The organism is Bacteroidota bacterium, assembly GCA_005882315.1.
In the GTDB taxonomy this organism is placed as follows: domain Bacteria; phylum Bacteroidota; class Bacteroidia; order Chitinophagales; family Chitinophagaceae; genus VBAR01.
In genome coordinates, this window is the sequence record VBAR01000001.1 from 629,129 (window position 1) to 645,169 (window position 16,041).

General features: G+C 38.7%; 10 protein-coding genes. 3 read left to right on the top strand and 7 right to left on the bottom strand.

Translation table 11 applies throughout. The features are described 5' to 3' along the window. The 7 genes from E6H07_02555 to E6H07_02585 all read right to left on the bottom strand — a co-directional run bounded on the left by E6H07_02555 (position 1) and on the right by E6H07_02585 (position 6,464). On the bottom strand, positions 1-726 hold the full coding sequence (locus tag E6H07_02555) for a CoA transferase subunit A (protein TMI64816.1): 726 nt from the start codon (positions 724-726) through the stop codon (positions 1-3). 79 nt (positions 727-805) lie between these two features. Continuing rightward, positions 806-1,189, bottom strand: a complete 384-nt coding sequence (locus E6H07_02560) for a DUF4296 domain-containing protein (GenBank protein ID TMI64817.1) — start codon at positions 1,187-1,189, stop codon at positions 806-808. Then, a complete protein-coding gene (locus E6H07_02565) occupies positions 1,186-2,103 on the bottom strand; it encodes a DUF4835 family protein (protein TMI64818.1) in 918 nt (305 codons plus the stop codon). The genes E6H07_02560 and E6H07_02565 overlap by 4 nt, the downstream gene beginning before the upstream one ends. Then, complete coding sequence (coaBC, locus tag E6H07_02570) at positions 2,096-3,292, bottom strand: bifunctional phosphopantothenoylcysteine decarboxylase/phosphopantothenate--cysteine ligase CoaBC (protein ID TMI64819.1); 1,197 nt, start codon at positions 3,290-3,292, stop codon at positions 2,096-2,098. The genes E6H07_02565 and coaBC overlap by 8 nt, the downstream gene beginning before the upstream one ends. Before the next feature lie 129 nt (positions 3,293-3,421). Beyond that, positions 3,422-3,763, bottom strand: coding sequence for a DNA-directed RNA polymerase subunit omega (locus tag E6H07_02575; protein TMI64820.1), 342 nt, complete (start codon positions 3,761-3,763; stop codon positions 3,422-3,424). Next, complete coding sequence (gene bamD, locus E6H07_02580; GenBank protein ID TMI64821.1) at positions 3,738-4,565, bottom strand: outer membrane protein assembly factor BamD; 828 nt, start codon at positions 4,563-4,565, stop codon at positions 3,738-3,740. The genes E6H07_02575 and bamD overlap by 26 nt, the downstream gene beginning before the upstream one ends. A gap of 177 nt (positions 4,566-4,742) precedes the next feature. Then, entirely contained in the window at positions 4,743-6,464 is a 1,722-nt protein-coding gene (locus E6H07_02585; GenBank protein ID TMI64822.1) for a hypothetical protein, read from the bottom strand. Positions 6,465-6,674: 210 nt separating this feature from the next. Here E6H07_02585 and E6H07_02590 point away from each other — a divergent pair, with 210 nt between their 5' ends. The 3 genes from E6H07_02590 (at position 6,675) to E6H07_02600 (ending at position 16,030) form a co-directional block, all read left to right on the top strand. Next, positions 6,675-7,637 carry a polyprenyl synthetase family protein gene (locus E6H07_02590; protein TMI64823.1) on the top strand — a complete coding sequence of 321 codons (963 nt, stop codon included), beginning with the start codon at positions 6,675-6,677 and terminating at the stop codon, positions 7,635-7,637. 41 nt (positions 7,638-7,678) lie between these two features. Further along, complete coding sequence (gene recJ, locus E6H07_02595) at positions 7,679-9,379, top strand: single-stranded-DNA-specific exonuclease RecJ (protein ID TMI64824.1); 1,701 nt, start codon at positions 7,679-7,681, stop codon at positions 9,377-9,379. A gap of 162 nt (positions 9,380-9,541) precedes the next feature. After that, the gene (locus E6H07_02600; protein TMI64825.1) at positions 9,542-16,030 is read left to right on the top strand and encodes a T9SS type A sorting domain-containing protein; all 6,489 of its coding nucleotides are present in this window, start codon (positions 9,542-9,544) and stop codon (positions 16,028-16,030) included. Positions 16,031-16,041 lie beyond the last annotated feature (11 nt).

Here is a 16,041-nt window from a genome sequence, read left to right on the forward strand (position 1 = left end):
TTAGAAATTTTTAACTTCTGATTGTAGAATTGCTTTTCTCACAGTTCTGTTTTCTATTCTCTTTTCATAATTCATTCCCTGGAAAATACGGTGAACAAAAATTCCCGGGGTATGTATGAAATCAGGGTTTAATTCTCCCGGTTGAACTAATTCTTCTACTTCTGCAATGGTGATCTTACCCGCCATCGCCATTAACGGATTAAAATTGCGAGCCGTTTCATGATAAATTAGGTTGCCATCCGTATCGCCTTTCCATGCTTTTACAATAGCAAAGTCAGCATTGAAAGCATATTCCAGTAAATAATCATTACCATTAAAATTTCTTACTTCTTTTCCATTGGCTACTTCAGTACCTACACCAGCGGGAGTATAAATGGCCGGCATTCCATAGCCAGCAGCCATGCATCTTGTAGCAAGTGTACCCTGTGGTATCAGTTCTACTTCCAATTCGCCACTTAGCATCTGTCTTTCAAATTCAGCATTCTCGCCAACATAAGATGATACCATTTTTCTAACCTGCCTTTGATGCAGCATTAGCCCAATGCCAAAATCATCTACGCCAGCATTATTGGAAATACAAGTAAGATTTTTTGTCCCTTTTCTTACTAATGCTTTTATACAATTTTCAGGAATCCCACACAAACCAAATCCGCCGAACATAATAACGGCACCATCATCAATATCCTGTATTGCTGCTTCAGCATTTGCAACAACTTTATTCATAATTCATGTTTATAAAATAAAATTAAGGGAGTTTAGAATACTACTTAGTGATTGTTTTCTCTGGCAAGTAAATATTGATCCATCAGATTTTGAGGGTATCGCTTGGGGGAGTTGTGACCGGCTTTGATCGTTCCTGCATTATTTTGCTTTGACGACCTTGTAATGTATCGAGTATCCTTTTCATTGCTACAGGATGCAGCTGATACCAATCAAGGCTTTTTTTAAATTCTTCTTTATTTGTTTTATGAATTTCAAATACCTGGCGATATAGTATTACAGATTCTTTAAGTTGTTTAAATGCAGTGTCGCCTTTACCGGCAAAATTGGTGATAAAGGCATCAGCTCTGAATAGGTCCCACATCAGTTCCTGCATACGGACCGGTTCAATAATACTACCAGGCACTTTGTTATCCTGGTTACAAGAGAAAAATAAAATCACAACAAAGACGGGAAGTAATTTTTTCATTTCAGCTCTTTATAAGCAGCGGCATTGGTTAAATCTATTTTAGTAAGAATATCTCTTGCCCTTGTTTTGGTGTCCGGATCAGCTTTGCTGAATACTTTTACCAACTCAGTACTTTTCCCCTGGAAGAAAAACTGGATAATCATTGAGTTGGGGTTTTCAGTATTGATAGTATTGAGGAAATTAAGACAGTTAAGAACTCCATTTCTAGCCTCTGCTTCATTTTCAATAAAAATATCCAAACCACTGCGATAATAGGAATAGATAGCATCATGAATCAGTGCAAAGCGGCTATTATTGATATTTTCTGAAAGCCAATAACGGTTTCGTTGGCTTTCAAAAGACTTCCACCCGGTAATATCTTTTGATTCAGGGGCATTGTTTATAATATTCCATGCTTTTTGAAAATAGGTATCGCCGCCACGTAATGCAAATGAATTACCATCAAAACCAAGGATTACATTCACATAATAAGCGAATACTGCTGTAAGATTTGCTGCCAATGGATCATTACCCTGTACACGATTCTCATTGAATTCAATTGGTTGAAACTCCTGGTAGCGAAATGTGATATCATCATCAATAAAATTTATCAGCGGCGAATCATATGTAGTATTGTAGACCGGGCGGGCAGCCTGTATTGTTAGTTTTGCCTTATATATATTATTGCCCATTTCCTGATCTATGTTCAATAAAAAATTGCATTGAATTTTTTCATTCGGCTGATATGAATCATTTGACCATTTTCGGTTATTGATAAAAGTGGTAAGCTGTGTCTGGAGGGTTTGAAATATCTTTTTATCAACCTTTGTACTTATACGGCTGGTTACAACAGTCAGCCTTGTCTGTATTTCCTGTGCAGATATATTCATACAGGTTGTGACCAAAAAGATAAAAATGAAAATTCGTTTAAGCATAATGATTTCGAATTAATATATCGACGATATCTTTTGCTACTTCAGTTTTTGTTTTAGTCGTAAACATCAATTCTTCCCCGGTTTTGCTAAACATAGTTATCTTATTAGTATCATGACCAAAACCAGCACCCGGATCGTTTAGAGAATTCATCACTATCCAATCAGCTTTTTTCTTACTCAATTTTTCCAGTGCATAACCCTTTTCGTTTTGTGTCTCTAATGCAAATCCTACTAAAACCTGGTTCTTTTTTTTCCGCTGCCCAAGATCAAACAAAATGTCTTTTGTTTTGGTAAGCTGAATGGTAAAGCTATCTTCTTTCTTCTTAATTTTTTCTGAAGCTTTTGAAACAGGTCTATAATCTGCAACTGCTGCTGACATCACTGCCAGATCCGTTTCTTCAAAAATATTCACACAAGCATTATACATTTCTTCTGCGCTTTCCACTTTTACCAATTTTATTCCGTTGGCAGAAAAATCAATCGAAGATGGACCTAACACCAAAGTTACATCGGCCCCTCTTTTTTCCAGTTCTTTTGCAATAGCAATGCCCATCTTCCCGCTGGAATGGTTACCAATAAAACGTACAGGATCGATAGCTTCGTATGTAGGACCGGCTGTTACCAGTGCTTTTTTACCGCCGAGAGGGCGGGATAAAAAAAAATTATCAGTAATGAACTGGATGATTTGTTCGGGCTCAAACATACGGCCGTCACCAAATAATCCGCTGGCCAACTCGCCTTTTTCAACCGGGATGATCTTATTGCCGAATGATTCAACTTTTTTTAGATTTTCCTTTGTTGAAGGGTGATGCCACATATCTTCATCCATGGCCGGAGCTAGTACTACGGGACAGGTAGCAGATAGATAGGTTGCTAATAATAAATTATCACATTGGCCATTTGCCATTTTAGCCAGTGTATTGCAGCTGAGCGGCGCTATGATCATCACATCAGCCCAGCGACCAAGCATTACATGATTAGTCCAGCTTTCTTCATCAAATAAATCAACAAGTACAGGATTTTTTGATAAAGTGGAAAGTGTAAGAGTTGTTACAAAATCTTTTGCTGATGGAGTAATGATCACCTTGACCTCGACACCTTCTTTTACCAGCAAGCGTACCAGGTAAATAGCCTTATAAGCCGCAATACTGCCGGTAATTCCTAATAATATTTTTTTACCCGCTAACATGATAACAAAAGTAATACTTAAATCCCCATTTTTTTACTAGGCAGATCACAGATGCGTTGTCATTATCTTAAAATAAAAAATGCGTTCCCTGTTAGAGAAACGCATTTTATTTTTTAATTCGTTTTTATCTTAACTGAAAAGATCGTCTTCACTCTTACGGAAATACACTTTGTCTTCTAAGAATTCTTGTGTTGCCAGTAAAGCAGGGTTAGGCATACGTTCATATGCTCTTGAAATTTCAATCTGTTCTTTGTTTTCATGAATTTCTTCCAGGCTATCTGTATGGCTGGCAAACTCATCCAGCTTGCTATGCAGCTCTTCTTTCAGGGAAACATTGATCTGGTTAGCCCTTCTCCCAATAATGGAAATAGATTCGTACAGGTTACCGGTTCTCACCTTGATGTCATCAAGATTTTTTGTCTCTACGGTATTGCTGGTGCCTACACTAAGCTGACGCCTTAACTTGCTCATTATTCAGTATTTTAAGATTATTGTTTGTTTGATTTAAAAAATATTCTACTTCCTTTTGAAATTTACTTTCAGGGAAACGATCAATAAATTCATTGCACTCTGTAATCACCTGCTGAAACCGCTCTATTTTTTTATCCTCTATACTCATTTCCGCATACCTGTAATAGGATTTAATGACCATCAGCTTATATTCATCTGCTCTTGCACTCTCAGGAAATGTATTTAGCAAAGTAGTGAAAGAAACACCTGCCGCCCTGAACTGGCTCAAATCAAAATAAAGCTGTGCACTTTTATAATCCTTCAATTCAATTTTTGCCCGGAGTTTTTCAATTATTTCATACGCCTCTTTATTTCTTGCGCTACCCGGATGTGTGTTTATAAAGATCTGCATTAACCCAATAGCTTTTTCAGTATTAGTCTGATCCAACTCGGCCTTAGGTGATTGCTTATAGTACGCATAAGCTCTCATATAATCCAGTTCCTCAGCTTTGGTACTATTTGGAAAAAGCTCCAGGAAAGTTTTAAACAGGTTTTCTGCGTTCAGATAATCCTCCTGATAGTAGGCACAGTAGGCATATTTATAATAAATGTCTTCAAAGCCCTGAAGATGCCTGTAATAAGGCATAATATCCTCATAAATTGACTGTGCTTTATTATATTTCTTTTTTACAAAGAACTGTTCTGCCATCCGCAGTTTATACTCGGGGTCAGTGCTTTTTAAAATCTTATTGATGTTCTTTTTTCCACCAGCACACCCGGTAAATAAAACTGCTGAAAAAATAAGGATAAGTATGTTCCTCATAAAGGCCTGCAAAGTTAATTGTTCGGCGCAAAACTTAAGGAAAAAATATTGCTGTCCAAATCAGGTCAGTTAAGGTTTTTGTAAGAAAACCCACTTTTTTAGAGATAACCTAATAAAAAAACCCTCCCTGGAAAAGGGAGGGTCTCATCTATCAGCAAAAAGTATAACGAATAATACTTAGTTCTTTCTGAGATTTGGGTGTGGGGCCGGAACAGTGTTTGGCCTGCTATCGTCAGCTTCAGCAGCCTGTAAGTCCACTGTATTGCAATCGCCACCTTCCTGACCATAGTTAAATATCAGTCGATCCTGGCTTATACCTTCTTTTTCTACCAGGTATGTAATAACTGCATTTACATGATCCCAGCTTAATTGCTGCTCTTTCTTATTAGATGAGCAATAGCCGATAACCACTACTTTACAACCTGCGTTGTTACGCATTCTTGATGCAACAGTAGATAAAGCTGCTTTAGCATCATCATCAAGACTATTTCCTTTAGCGAATGTTACACTTGGTAACTGACCCAGTTTTTCTGCACATGATCCTCCACCAACAATAACTGGTTTAGGGAAGCAAGATGAATCTGGGCAAGGACATTTACCAATACCATCAGCATCTGCAGGCTGGCAATATGTAGGAGTGATCAACTCTTTATCCTTACAATCAGGAATACCATCACCATCAGTATCTAATGTAATACCATGGCTGTTAACAGGGCAACCCTGGGGAGTTTGCTCCTGGTCGAACTGATCAGTTACACCGTCGCCATCGCTATCAGGTAATACAGGCTTAGGTAAACGCATTAAACGCGGATTGCGGATTTCGCTATAAGCATAGTCAAGTGGGTTCAACCACCAAAGCGGTTCAACTGCTTTTTTGCCAAGATTTATATTAAGACCAATACTTAAATAGTTATATGAATCGTTATCAGCGGTCATAACTGGATCACCAACAGCCGCTTCCTGCCAACGTTGACCATCTAACAAATCATCTTTCACTATAGTTATACGATCCTCAAGTGCGAGATTAAGCTTATTTGATAATTTAAAGGCCATACCAGCACCTACAGTTCCTGATGGCCTCAAAGTACTACCAGCAAATTTAGGACGACGATTTGAAGCATTTTCTGCTGGAGTCTCATAAGAGTCATCCATAAGATCTTTTAATGCATCGAGAGCTTGTTTCCTTTCTGGATAAGCGGCAGCGAAAATATTTCTGAAATTATATTTTGCACCAGCATCATTCAGAGCGTTAACCTTAGTCTCATAAATAGTAGCTCCAATACCACCAAATAGATATGCTACAAACGAAGTTTTTGATTTGTGGAATCGTATCTGGTTAAGTGTAATAACACCCTGAACGCCTAGATCCTGTGTTACGGTTTTATAATTGTAAAAAATGGGGTCGATCTGAGTAATAGCAGTTAGCGGAGCCAGCGTTTGACTATTGAAGTACCGAACAACGTTGGAGGTGAGGGTTGCGTCGCCCATTAACACGGGAGCAACATAGCCGTTGTTCTGCCATGCAGTGTTTTTGTAATAGTTTGCAGCCGCCTGCCAACTTTGACCTTTACCCGAACCATACAGGTATTGCATTCTTAGAGAGAATATGTAGCCTAAGGCCTTACGTACATGCAAAGCAAAACTCGGGAAAGTAAATCGGGTAGGTACATCGCCACTTATATTAAAAGTACCGAGACTAAATCCGACTTCCCACTGGTTTCTGGGTTTTGCGGGAAAATTGTAAGAACCTTCAAGGAATTGAGAATGCAAAGGCATTCTTTTGGATGGGATAAGGGTTGTATCCTTTACATCGTAGCTAGAGCCAACACTTTGGCTAAAGGCTGAAGAAAAGATAAAGCAGAGTAGTCCTGCTAATAGTAAATACTTTTTGCTTGCCATAACAATGGATTAAAGATGAAAAAAACTTAGTCCTGAAATAATACGCAAAAATAAAACTTGGGGGTTAATTACCAAATTTTTATATAATTTATTTGCCTTTATCTCAAGGTATTATTCCCTCATAAGTCAATAACTATGGTCAATTTGATGCATGAGCCTGAAAAAAAATTGTCCGTATATTGCTTGCCGTAAGCCTAGCCGTTAGCCTAAATGCAATTACCTACTCATTTATTAGAAGAAGAACTGAGGACTTTTGAAGACAAGTTCAGGCAGGCAGTACAAAGCCGGGTTGCGCTGCTGGACAGGATTACACGGTATATTGTAAAACGAAAGGGCAAGCAACTCCGGCCAATGTTTGTGCTGCTTTCAGCAAAACTCTTTGCCCCGGTTTCTGACGCCTCTTACCGGGCGGCCTCACTTGTTGAAATACTTCACACAGCTACTTTAATACATGACGACGTGGTGGACGATTCTATGGAAAGAAGAGGGTTTTTCTCCGTTTATGCCCTTTGGAAAGCTAAAGCCACTGTATTGATCGGTGATTATTTGCTCTCAAAAGGCTTATTACTATCCTTAGATAATAATGATTTCAAAATTCTGCAGATACTTTCGGATGCTGTAAGAAAAATGAGTGAAGGCGAGTTGTTACAGATTGAAAAAGCAAGATCGCTGAACCTGAAAGAAGATGTGTATTATGAAATAATCCGGAATAAAACTGCTTCTTTGCTGGCTTCAGCCTGTGCTGCCGGCTCATGGTCAACTACACAGAATGAAGAAATAACCGAAAGAATGAGAAGTTTTGGAGAGCAAACGGGGATGGCTTTCCAGATAAAAGATGATTTATTTGATTATGCCTCCGAAAATGTTGGAAAGCCTACCGGGAATGATATCAAAGAAAAAAAGCTGACCCTTCCGTTAATATATACATTGAACAATACAGACAGTTCTACCCGAAAAAAAATCATATATATTTTAAAAAATGAAAACACAAAGAAAGAAAAAGTGAAATGGGTGATCGGACAAGTAGAAAAAACAGGGGGAATAAAATATGCCGAAGCCAAAATGAATGAATACAGAAATGAAGCATTGAAAATTTTACATAGTTTCCCTGAAAGCTCTATCCGGCAAGGATTAGAAGATATGGTGGTTTTTGTCACTGACCGGAAATACTGATTCTTTTCTGCACAACTTTTTTCCTTTACTTTAGAAACTGAATGGAAAAACGCTGGACCATATTGACTGCTGACGAAGAACAAGTAAAGACATTGCAATCTCAATTAAAAATTCATCCTGCTATTTGCAAAATACTGGTGCAACGCGGTATTGAATATCTTGAAACAGCAAAAAAATATTTCCGGCCTTCGTTAGATGAACTGCATGATCCCTGGTTGATGAAAGACATGGATAAGGCTGTTGAGAGAATTATCAAAGCGGTTAATGCAAAAGAAAAAATTCTTGTATTTGGGGATTATGATGTTGACGGCACTACAGCGGTAAGCTGCATGTATCGTTTTATAAAAAAATTTCATTCAAACCTTGATTTTTATATACCACACCGCTACCGCGAAGGTTATGGTATAAGTAAAATAGGAATTGATTTTGCAAAAGAGAATGGATTTACATTGATCATTTCACTCGATTGTGGAATCAAGTCTGTTGATTTGATTGCTTATGCAAAAAACATAGGGATCGAATTCATCGTATGCGATCATCATCTGCCTGACGATGAATTGCCGGCTGCTGTTGCTATTCTCAATCCTAAACAAAAAGATTGTTATTATCCTTATAAAGAATTATGCGGATGTGGTGTTGGGTTTAAATTAATAACTGCATTAGCACCTCAGTTTGGATTAAATGATGCCGAAGTAAATGAATACTTCGATCTCGTTGCAACAGCAATCGCTGCGGACATTGTACCAATGACCGGCGAAAACCGTGTGCTGGCTTATTATGGTTTAAAAAAAGCAAATGAAAATCCGAATCCCGGTATTAAAGCACTTTCAGTTTTAAGCGGTTTAAAAAAAGAATTGCTGATACAGAATCTTGTTTTCATGATTGCTCCTAGAGTAAATGCTGCCGGCCGTATGGATGATGCAACAAAAGCAGTTCAAATGTTTATTGCAGAAACCTATGAAGAAGCAATCAGCTTTGCAGAACAACTTCATAGCGATAACACGGATAGAAAGGAAGCTGACAGTTCAATTACTCAATCTGCATTGGAACAAATAAGAGAAAATAAAGATTGGGAAAAAAGAAAATCAACTTTAGTTTATCAACCTCATTGGCATAAAGGAGTGGTAGGTATTGTTGCTTCACGTTTGATTGAACATTATTACCGGCCAACAATTGTATTGACAAAAAGCGGAGAAATTGCAGCAGGCAGTGCCCGCAGTGTGCCCGGTTTTAATTTATATGAAGCTATTCATGCCTGCCGTGAACATTTACTTGGATATGGTGGTCATTTTGCTGCAGCTGGAATGACGTTGGAAGTTGATAAAGTAAATGAGCTGCGTGAAAAATTCGAACAAGTTGTTTCTTCAACAATCAATCTTGAGCATTTAATCCCGGAAGAAATCATTGATGCTGAAATTTCTTTTAAAGACATCTCCCAGAATTTCTACAATATCCTTTTACAAATGGAACCTTTCGGTCCGGGTAATATGCGGCCACAGTTTATTATTAAAAATGTACTGGATACCGGGTATTCAAAAATTGTAAAAGAAGATCACATTCGCTTTGTTTTAAGAAAAGATGATATAACATTAACTGGAATTGGATTTGGCATGGCTGATAAATTTCATTTACTTCAGATGAAAACTCCTGTTGACATTCTTTGTAAAATAGATGAAAATGAATGGCAGGGAATTAAATCCCTTCAACTTAGAATTACTGATATCAGGCTGGGTAAAAACTAAAAAATTCATTTTGCCGTATTTATACGATTGGGGAAAAGTTTCATTATTACTTAATGGCTGATAAGCCTTGATTCCCCCTACATTTGACCTCTCCAAAATCCTTCCGAACATTCCGATTCTTATTTCTTCAGATTATTTTTTGAAAACTAAACTACTGTTATCATGAGAAAGATTTTTTTCTTGTTTCTTTTCTGCTTTGGAATTTTAAATTCTGATATTACTGGGCAAATAGTAGCATGGAATAATAATGCGTTGAGCGGCACAACCGCAGGCAACCTGAATGCTACTACCAATGATGCAAATCTTAATACTGGCGTACTATCAAGAGGAAGTGGTATAGTAGCAAGTTCCCTTACAGGTGGCTATGCATCCAACACGTGGACCGATGTAAATTTAGCAGGAGCAATAACAAATAACCGCTACTATCAATGCGCTATTTCAGCTAAAGCGAACTACAAAGTTTCGCTTTCTACTTTAGATTTTAAACTCCGAAGAACAAGTACAGGACCCAATGCTTATATATGGCGCTATAGCACTGATGGAACAAACTTTACAGATATAGGCTTAGCCGTTTCTTTTACAACAACCACTTCGGGCGGGGATGTTCAACCACAAATTAGTTTATCAGCCATCAGTGCACTGCAAAATGTATTTAGCGGAACTACCATTACACTGAGGTTATATGCATGGGGAGCATCCAGTGCTGCCGGAACGCTTGCTTTTGGAACAGGTAATGTAAATAGTTTAGCAGTAGGAGGAACAGTTGCAATTGCTGCTCTCTCTACAAATGCTGATCTTTCAAACCTCTCTCTGAGTGCAGGAACATTAACGCCAGTATTTTCTTCCGGCCTTACCAGTTATACAGCTTCTGTTGCAAACAGCGTCAGCTCCATCACGGTAACACCGACTGCAAGTGATGCCAATGCTACAATAAAAGTAAATAATGTTACAGTTGCCAGTGGAAACGCATCAACTGCCATTGCATTGAGCACAGGGGATAATATTATTAACACGGTTGTTACTGCACAGGATGGAATTACTACCAAAACATATTCCGTTACCGTAAACAGGGCATCATCGGGCATCCCGGTTTTAACAACTATTTCCCCATTACCCAATTTTGGAAATATTTGTATTAATACAACAGCTGGCCCCGGTTCATTTACCATAAATGGATCCGATCTTGACGGAACTGATATTTCTATTGCTTCCCTTACAGGGTTTACTTATTCTGAAACTCCGAATGGCATATATGCAAGCACCCTTAGTTTCTCTTATGCAGGTAATGGGTTTACCGATAAAATAATCTATGTAAAATTTACGCCGACTGCCGTACAATCATATAACGGCGATATTTTATTAACTGGTGGTGGTGTAACTAATTTTGCTGTTGCTGCAATGGGTTCTGGAATTAATACTGCGCCAACAGTCACTACGGGAACCAGTATTCCTGCTGCAACTACCGCGACTGTATCAGGAATCATCAACAATGACGGTTGCGCATCCATTACTGCTTATGGAATTGAATACAGTGTTAATTCAGGATTTCCTAATGGTACAGGAACTCAGGTACCATCTACCAATTTAAACTCAGGAAATTTCAGTTCAACTATTACGGGTCTTGCACCGAATACAAGATATTTTTATAAAGCTTATGCGACAAATAGTATTGGTACTTCATATGGGGCGCAACAAGCTTTCACCGAAACGCCCTTACCGGTTGTGATGGCTTCTCAACCATCTTTAAGTTATACAGAGGATTTTCATGATATAGCTAACTGGACCAATTTCTTTATTTCTGGTGATGGCGCTAATCATTGGGGTGGTCTTAGTGCAACTGGTTCAGGCGGCATTCCAAATGGTACCACATTAACAGCATCAACTAACTCATTCCAGGGCGCAGCTTTTGGATCTTCGGGCGGTGTACAAAAAGGTACAGACCAGGTTCCCCCTACAACATCAATTGTTTTACTATCGACAGGAACGGCTGATAATACTACTTCTGCTGCGATAGATTTTTATATGGATTTCACAGGTGTAAATGCAGGGACGTTAAGTTTTGACTGGGCATCGATTAATAATGCAACAGGTAATAGAAAAGGATCATTGAGAGTTTATGGTAGTGTTAACGGCACAACATTTACTGAAATAAGTTCTGCAGCCGTTTTAAATTTTACAAATAATATTCTTACTAATGGTTCAATAGCAAATATTCCATTGCCTGCATCGTTTAATAATAACCCTAATGCAAGACTCAGATTTTATTATTACAACGGCACCGGTGGCACAACCGGATCAAGGCCTAAGATCAGCATTGACAACTTAACTGTTACATCCGTTCCATCTACACCCTGCAGTTCACCAACAGCCCAACCTACATCTATGGTTTTTGGAACTATTTCAGATATATCCATCCAGGGAAGTTTTACAGCAGGAAGTCCTTCTTCAGATCAATACCTTACCATAGCAAGCACCAACAGCGATCTTACTTCGACTCCGGTTGATGGAGTTGTTTACAATGTTGGAGAATCGTTCGGTGACGGAACCGTGATTGCAAAAGGAAGTTCTTTGAATTTTACTGCAACGGGTTTATCTCCATCTACCACTTATTACTTTTTTACTTACGCTGTAAATGGGGTTTGTACCGGTGGGCCAAAATATCTTGCTTTAAATCCGCTAACCGGTAATGCAACTACGAATGCAGGATTTCCGCCATGCACAGCGCCGTCTGCGCAGGCATCTGAATTAGTATTTAGTAATATAACTATAGGTTCTATACAAGGTTCTTTCACTGCAACTGCTGCGGATGAATATCTTGTAGTAAAATCAACATCATCGGCTTTAACTGCTGATCCTGCAAATGGCTCAGTTTATAATGTTGGTGATGTATTGGGAAATGGTGTGGTTGTTAAACGAAGCAACACCACATCTTTCATTTCATCGGGTTTAACGGCAGGCACTCAATATTATTTCTTTGTTTTTAGCTTGAATTCTCAAAGTTGTATCAATGGCCCTACATATAATATTGTTGATCCACTAAACGGTTCACAAACAACACAACCACTTCCGCCATGCACAAGTCCTTCAGCACAACCCACCATTCTTACATTTAATGCAGCCAATACTTTGATATCCGGAACATTTAATGGATCGAATAGTGCCGATGATTATTTGGTCATTAGAAGCACTTCATCTTCTCTATCGGCACTGCCAGCAGATAACGTTGATTATAATGTGGGCGAATCATTAGGAGGAGGTATTGTTATTTCCAATAGTGCTGCAACCAGCTTTATTGCAAATAATTTAAGCACGGGAACTACTTATTACTTTTTTGTTTTCGCTGCTAATAAAAATTGTTCGGGCGGTACAAAATATTTAACCGTTTCGCCTTTAACAGGCTACGCTACGACTACAAGTGCGGTGACGTATAATTATTATTTTGGTAACCTGCATGCTCACTCGGATTACTCGGACGGAAACGACGACCACCCCGGTTATACTCCGGCTGATGATTATAATTATGCGATGACTGCACAGTGTATGGACTTTTTAGGTATTTCAGAACACAATCATTATTCTTCTAATGATAATCCCGGAAATACGATTGCCAATTATCATAAAGGCCCGATCCAGGCGGATTCATTTACCAATGTTCATCCGAACTTTTTAGCATTGTATGGAATGGAATGGGGTGTGATTTCCGGTGGTGGCCATGTTGTCGTGTATGGCGATGGCATGAACCAACTCTTCGGTTGGGAATCAGGAAATGGTGGTTGGGGACCAACGGATAATTATGATGTATATGTTCCGAAAAATGTGTACACCGGTTCAACCGGGTTGTTTAAAACCATAAATGATTTTAAAAATCAAAATACGTTCGCTACACTGGCGCATCCGAATCAAACGGATTATAATAATCTTGCCGGTATTGCCCTGGATGCTGTAGCAGACAGTGCAATTGTTGGTTCAGCTGTTGAAACCGGTCCGGCATTTTCAACAAATACTACTTATACCAATCCGTCAACGATGTCTTATCTGTGGTATTATGAAACTTTACTTGCGAAAGGTTACCATTTAGGACCAACTATTGATCACGATAATCACAATACAACCTTCGGACATACTACTACTGCAAGAACTGCTGTTATTGCACCACTATTAAATAAAACAGAAATTATAAAAGCAATGCATGATATGCATTTTTACGCTACAGAAGATTGTGATAGTAAAGTTGATTTTACGATCAATACTAAAATAATGGGTTCTGTTTTTTCTGATAGAAATGCTCCGGCAATATCAGTTACTCTTTCCGATGCTACTACAAATACTTCATCTGCTATTATCAGGATTATGTCCGGCACTCCCGGAAGCGGAATAATGCCTGTGAAAATTGATTCAGTTATCGGCAACAGTTTAAATTTTATTGATAATAATTTAGCAAACGGTGCAACTGGATATTATTATATTGATATTACCAATGGCAATTCACGCATAGTTACTTCGCCTATATGGTACACAAGAACATGTAGTGTTGCAAGTGAGGCGATAGTTTACTCCTGCAATAGTTTTGATTGGAACGGACAGACTTATAATCAATCAGGGACTTATTCAAAAACAGGATTCACGAGTATTTCAGGTTGTGATTCAACAGCAATATTACATCTTACTATCACGACGCCGACCACAGGTGACACGACAGCCGTTGCCTGTAACAGTTTTAACTGGTATGGAAATGTGTACACGACTTCTGGTACTCCAACTCATTCACTGAAAGAAATAGGAGGATGCGATTCAGTAGTGACTTTGCATCTGACCATTCATTACAGCAGCGAACCTACATCTTTTGATACATCGGCATGTACAAGTCTGGTATTACCATGGAGTGAAATAGCTGTAACAAGTTCAGGAGATTATATTCACACGTATACCAATATCAATGGGTGCGATTCAGTAGTAACAGCACATGTAACAATTAACCAGGTCCCATCTGTTTCCATAACGCCGGATGGACCTATATCCTTCTGTCCCGGTGGATCAGTAACGCTTTCTGCTAGTTCAGCTGTTAGTTATTTATGGAGCAACTCGGCTACATCGGCATCAATAGTAGTTCAGCAAACAGGAAATTATTCAGTAACAATAACCGATGCAAATGGATGCTCCAATACATCTGATGCAACAACAGTAACAGTTGAAGACGTGACACCACCTGTTGTTCATGTGCAGAATATAAATGCAGTATTGGGAGCAAATGGTACGGTCACAATCATACCATCACAAATAAATAATGGATCGACAGATAATTGTTCGATCCCCGCAGACGGGTACCATCTTGATAAAACAATATTCAATTGTAATGATGTTGGGGAGAATACAGTCACCTTAACCGTTACAGATGCCAATGGAAATTCAGCAACAGCAAATGCAACGGTAACGGTAATGGACAATCAAAAACCAACTATTACTGCACCGTCTAACAAAACCGTAAACAATAATGCAGGCGTATGTTATGCTACTGGTGTTGTTTTAGGCAGCCCAACTACTTCCGATAACTGTTCAGGTCAATTGACCGTAAGTAACGACGCACCTGCTCAATTCCCTAAAGGGGTAACTATTGTAACATGGACAATAACAGATGCAGCAGGTAATACAGCGACTGCAACACAAACAGTAACAGTAACGGATAACCAAAAGCCAGTTATTACTTCTTGTCCGACAGTTTCGCCACTTTGTTACAGCATTGCTGGTAGCTATATTATTCCTCCTATTACAGCAACTGATAATTGCAGTACACTAAGCTATAGTTATGTTATCACTGGCACTACCAGCAGATCCGGATCAACAAATAATGCAAGCGGACCATTTAATATTGGCAGCAATATTATTACTTGGACAGTAACTGATGGAAGCGGAAATATACAAACTTGTCAAACCACAGTTATTGTAAATGGAAACCTGAATGTATCAATTCCGAATGCATTTGCTCTTTCTTCTGGTGTATTGGCGAATACTGTTTATATCGGTTATTCACCGGCTTCTTCGCTTACACTCGTTGCGCAGGCAAGCGGAGGAAATCCCGGTTATACATATTTATGGTCAACAGGTGCAACTACTTCATCAATTACTGTGAGCCCGACCTTAACGACTACTTATTCGGTAACAATAAAGGATCAATACAATTGCCAGGCTACTATCAATAAGTCTGTAACAGTTATGGATATTCGCGGCGGTAAGAAACTGGATAAGGTTAATCTGTGTCATACACAGTCAGGCAGTCCGAGCACTCTGACTGTTAGCACTTCAGAAGTATCGATACATTTATCACATGGTGATATGCTTGGTGCTTGTGCTGCTCCGTTAAATACAATTACCAGTAACGACGCAAGAGATGAGCAAACACAAACTGGGAAAGTTGTAGTAACAGCAATGCCAAATCCATCAGCAAAGAATTTTACACTGATCATTTCTGGTGGTAATGCTACTATTACAAACTTGCGGGTAACAGATATTTCCGGAAGAGTAATTGAACAGAAAAATTTCAACTCAAGCCAGGTAATAAAAATTGGTGATAGCTACCGTCCCGGTATGTATTTCGTTGAAGTAATGCAGGGAAAAGAAAAATCAGTATTGAAACTTGTTAAGATAAATGAGTAATATTAAAATCT

Bases quoted from the DNA above. Each gene is read 5' to 3' on its own strand.
- E6H07_02560 (TMI64817.1), bottom strand. From the start codon at position 1,189: ATGAAAAAATTACTTCCCGTCTTTGTTGTGATTTTATTTTTCTCTTGT.
- E6H07_02565 (TMI64818.1), bottom strand. From the start codon at position 2,103: ATGCTTAAACGAATTTTCATTTTTATCTTTTTGGTCACAACCTGTATG.
- coaBC (TMI64819.1), bottom strand. From the start codon at position 3,292: ATGTTAGCGGGTAAAAAAATATTATTAGGAATTACCGGCAGTATTGCG.
- E6H07_02575 (TMI64820.1), bottom strand. From the start codon at position 3,763: ATGAGCAAGTTAAGGCGTCAGCTTAGTGTAGGCACCAGCAATACCGTA.
- bamD (TMI64821.1), bottom strand. From the start codon at position 4,565: ATGAGGAACATACTTATCCTTATTTTTTCAGCAGTTTTATTTACCGGG.
- E6H07_02585 (TMI64822.1), bottom strand. From the start codon at position 6,464: ATGGCAAGCAAAAAGTATTTACTATTAGCAGGACTACTCTGCTTTATC.
- E6H07_02590 (TMI64823.1), top strand. From the start codon at position 6,675: ATGCAATTACCTACTCATTTATTAGAAGAAGAACTGAGGACTTTTGAA.
- recJ (TMI64824.1), top strand. From the start codon at position 7,679: ATGGAAAAACGCTGGACCATATTGACTGCTGACGAAGAACAAGTAAAG.
- E6H07_02600 (TMI64825.1), top strand. From the start codon at position 9,542: ATGAGAAAGATTTTTTTCTTGTTTCTTTTCTGCTTTGGAATTTTAAAT.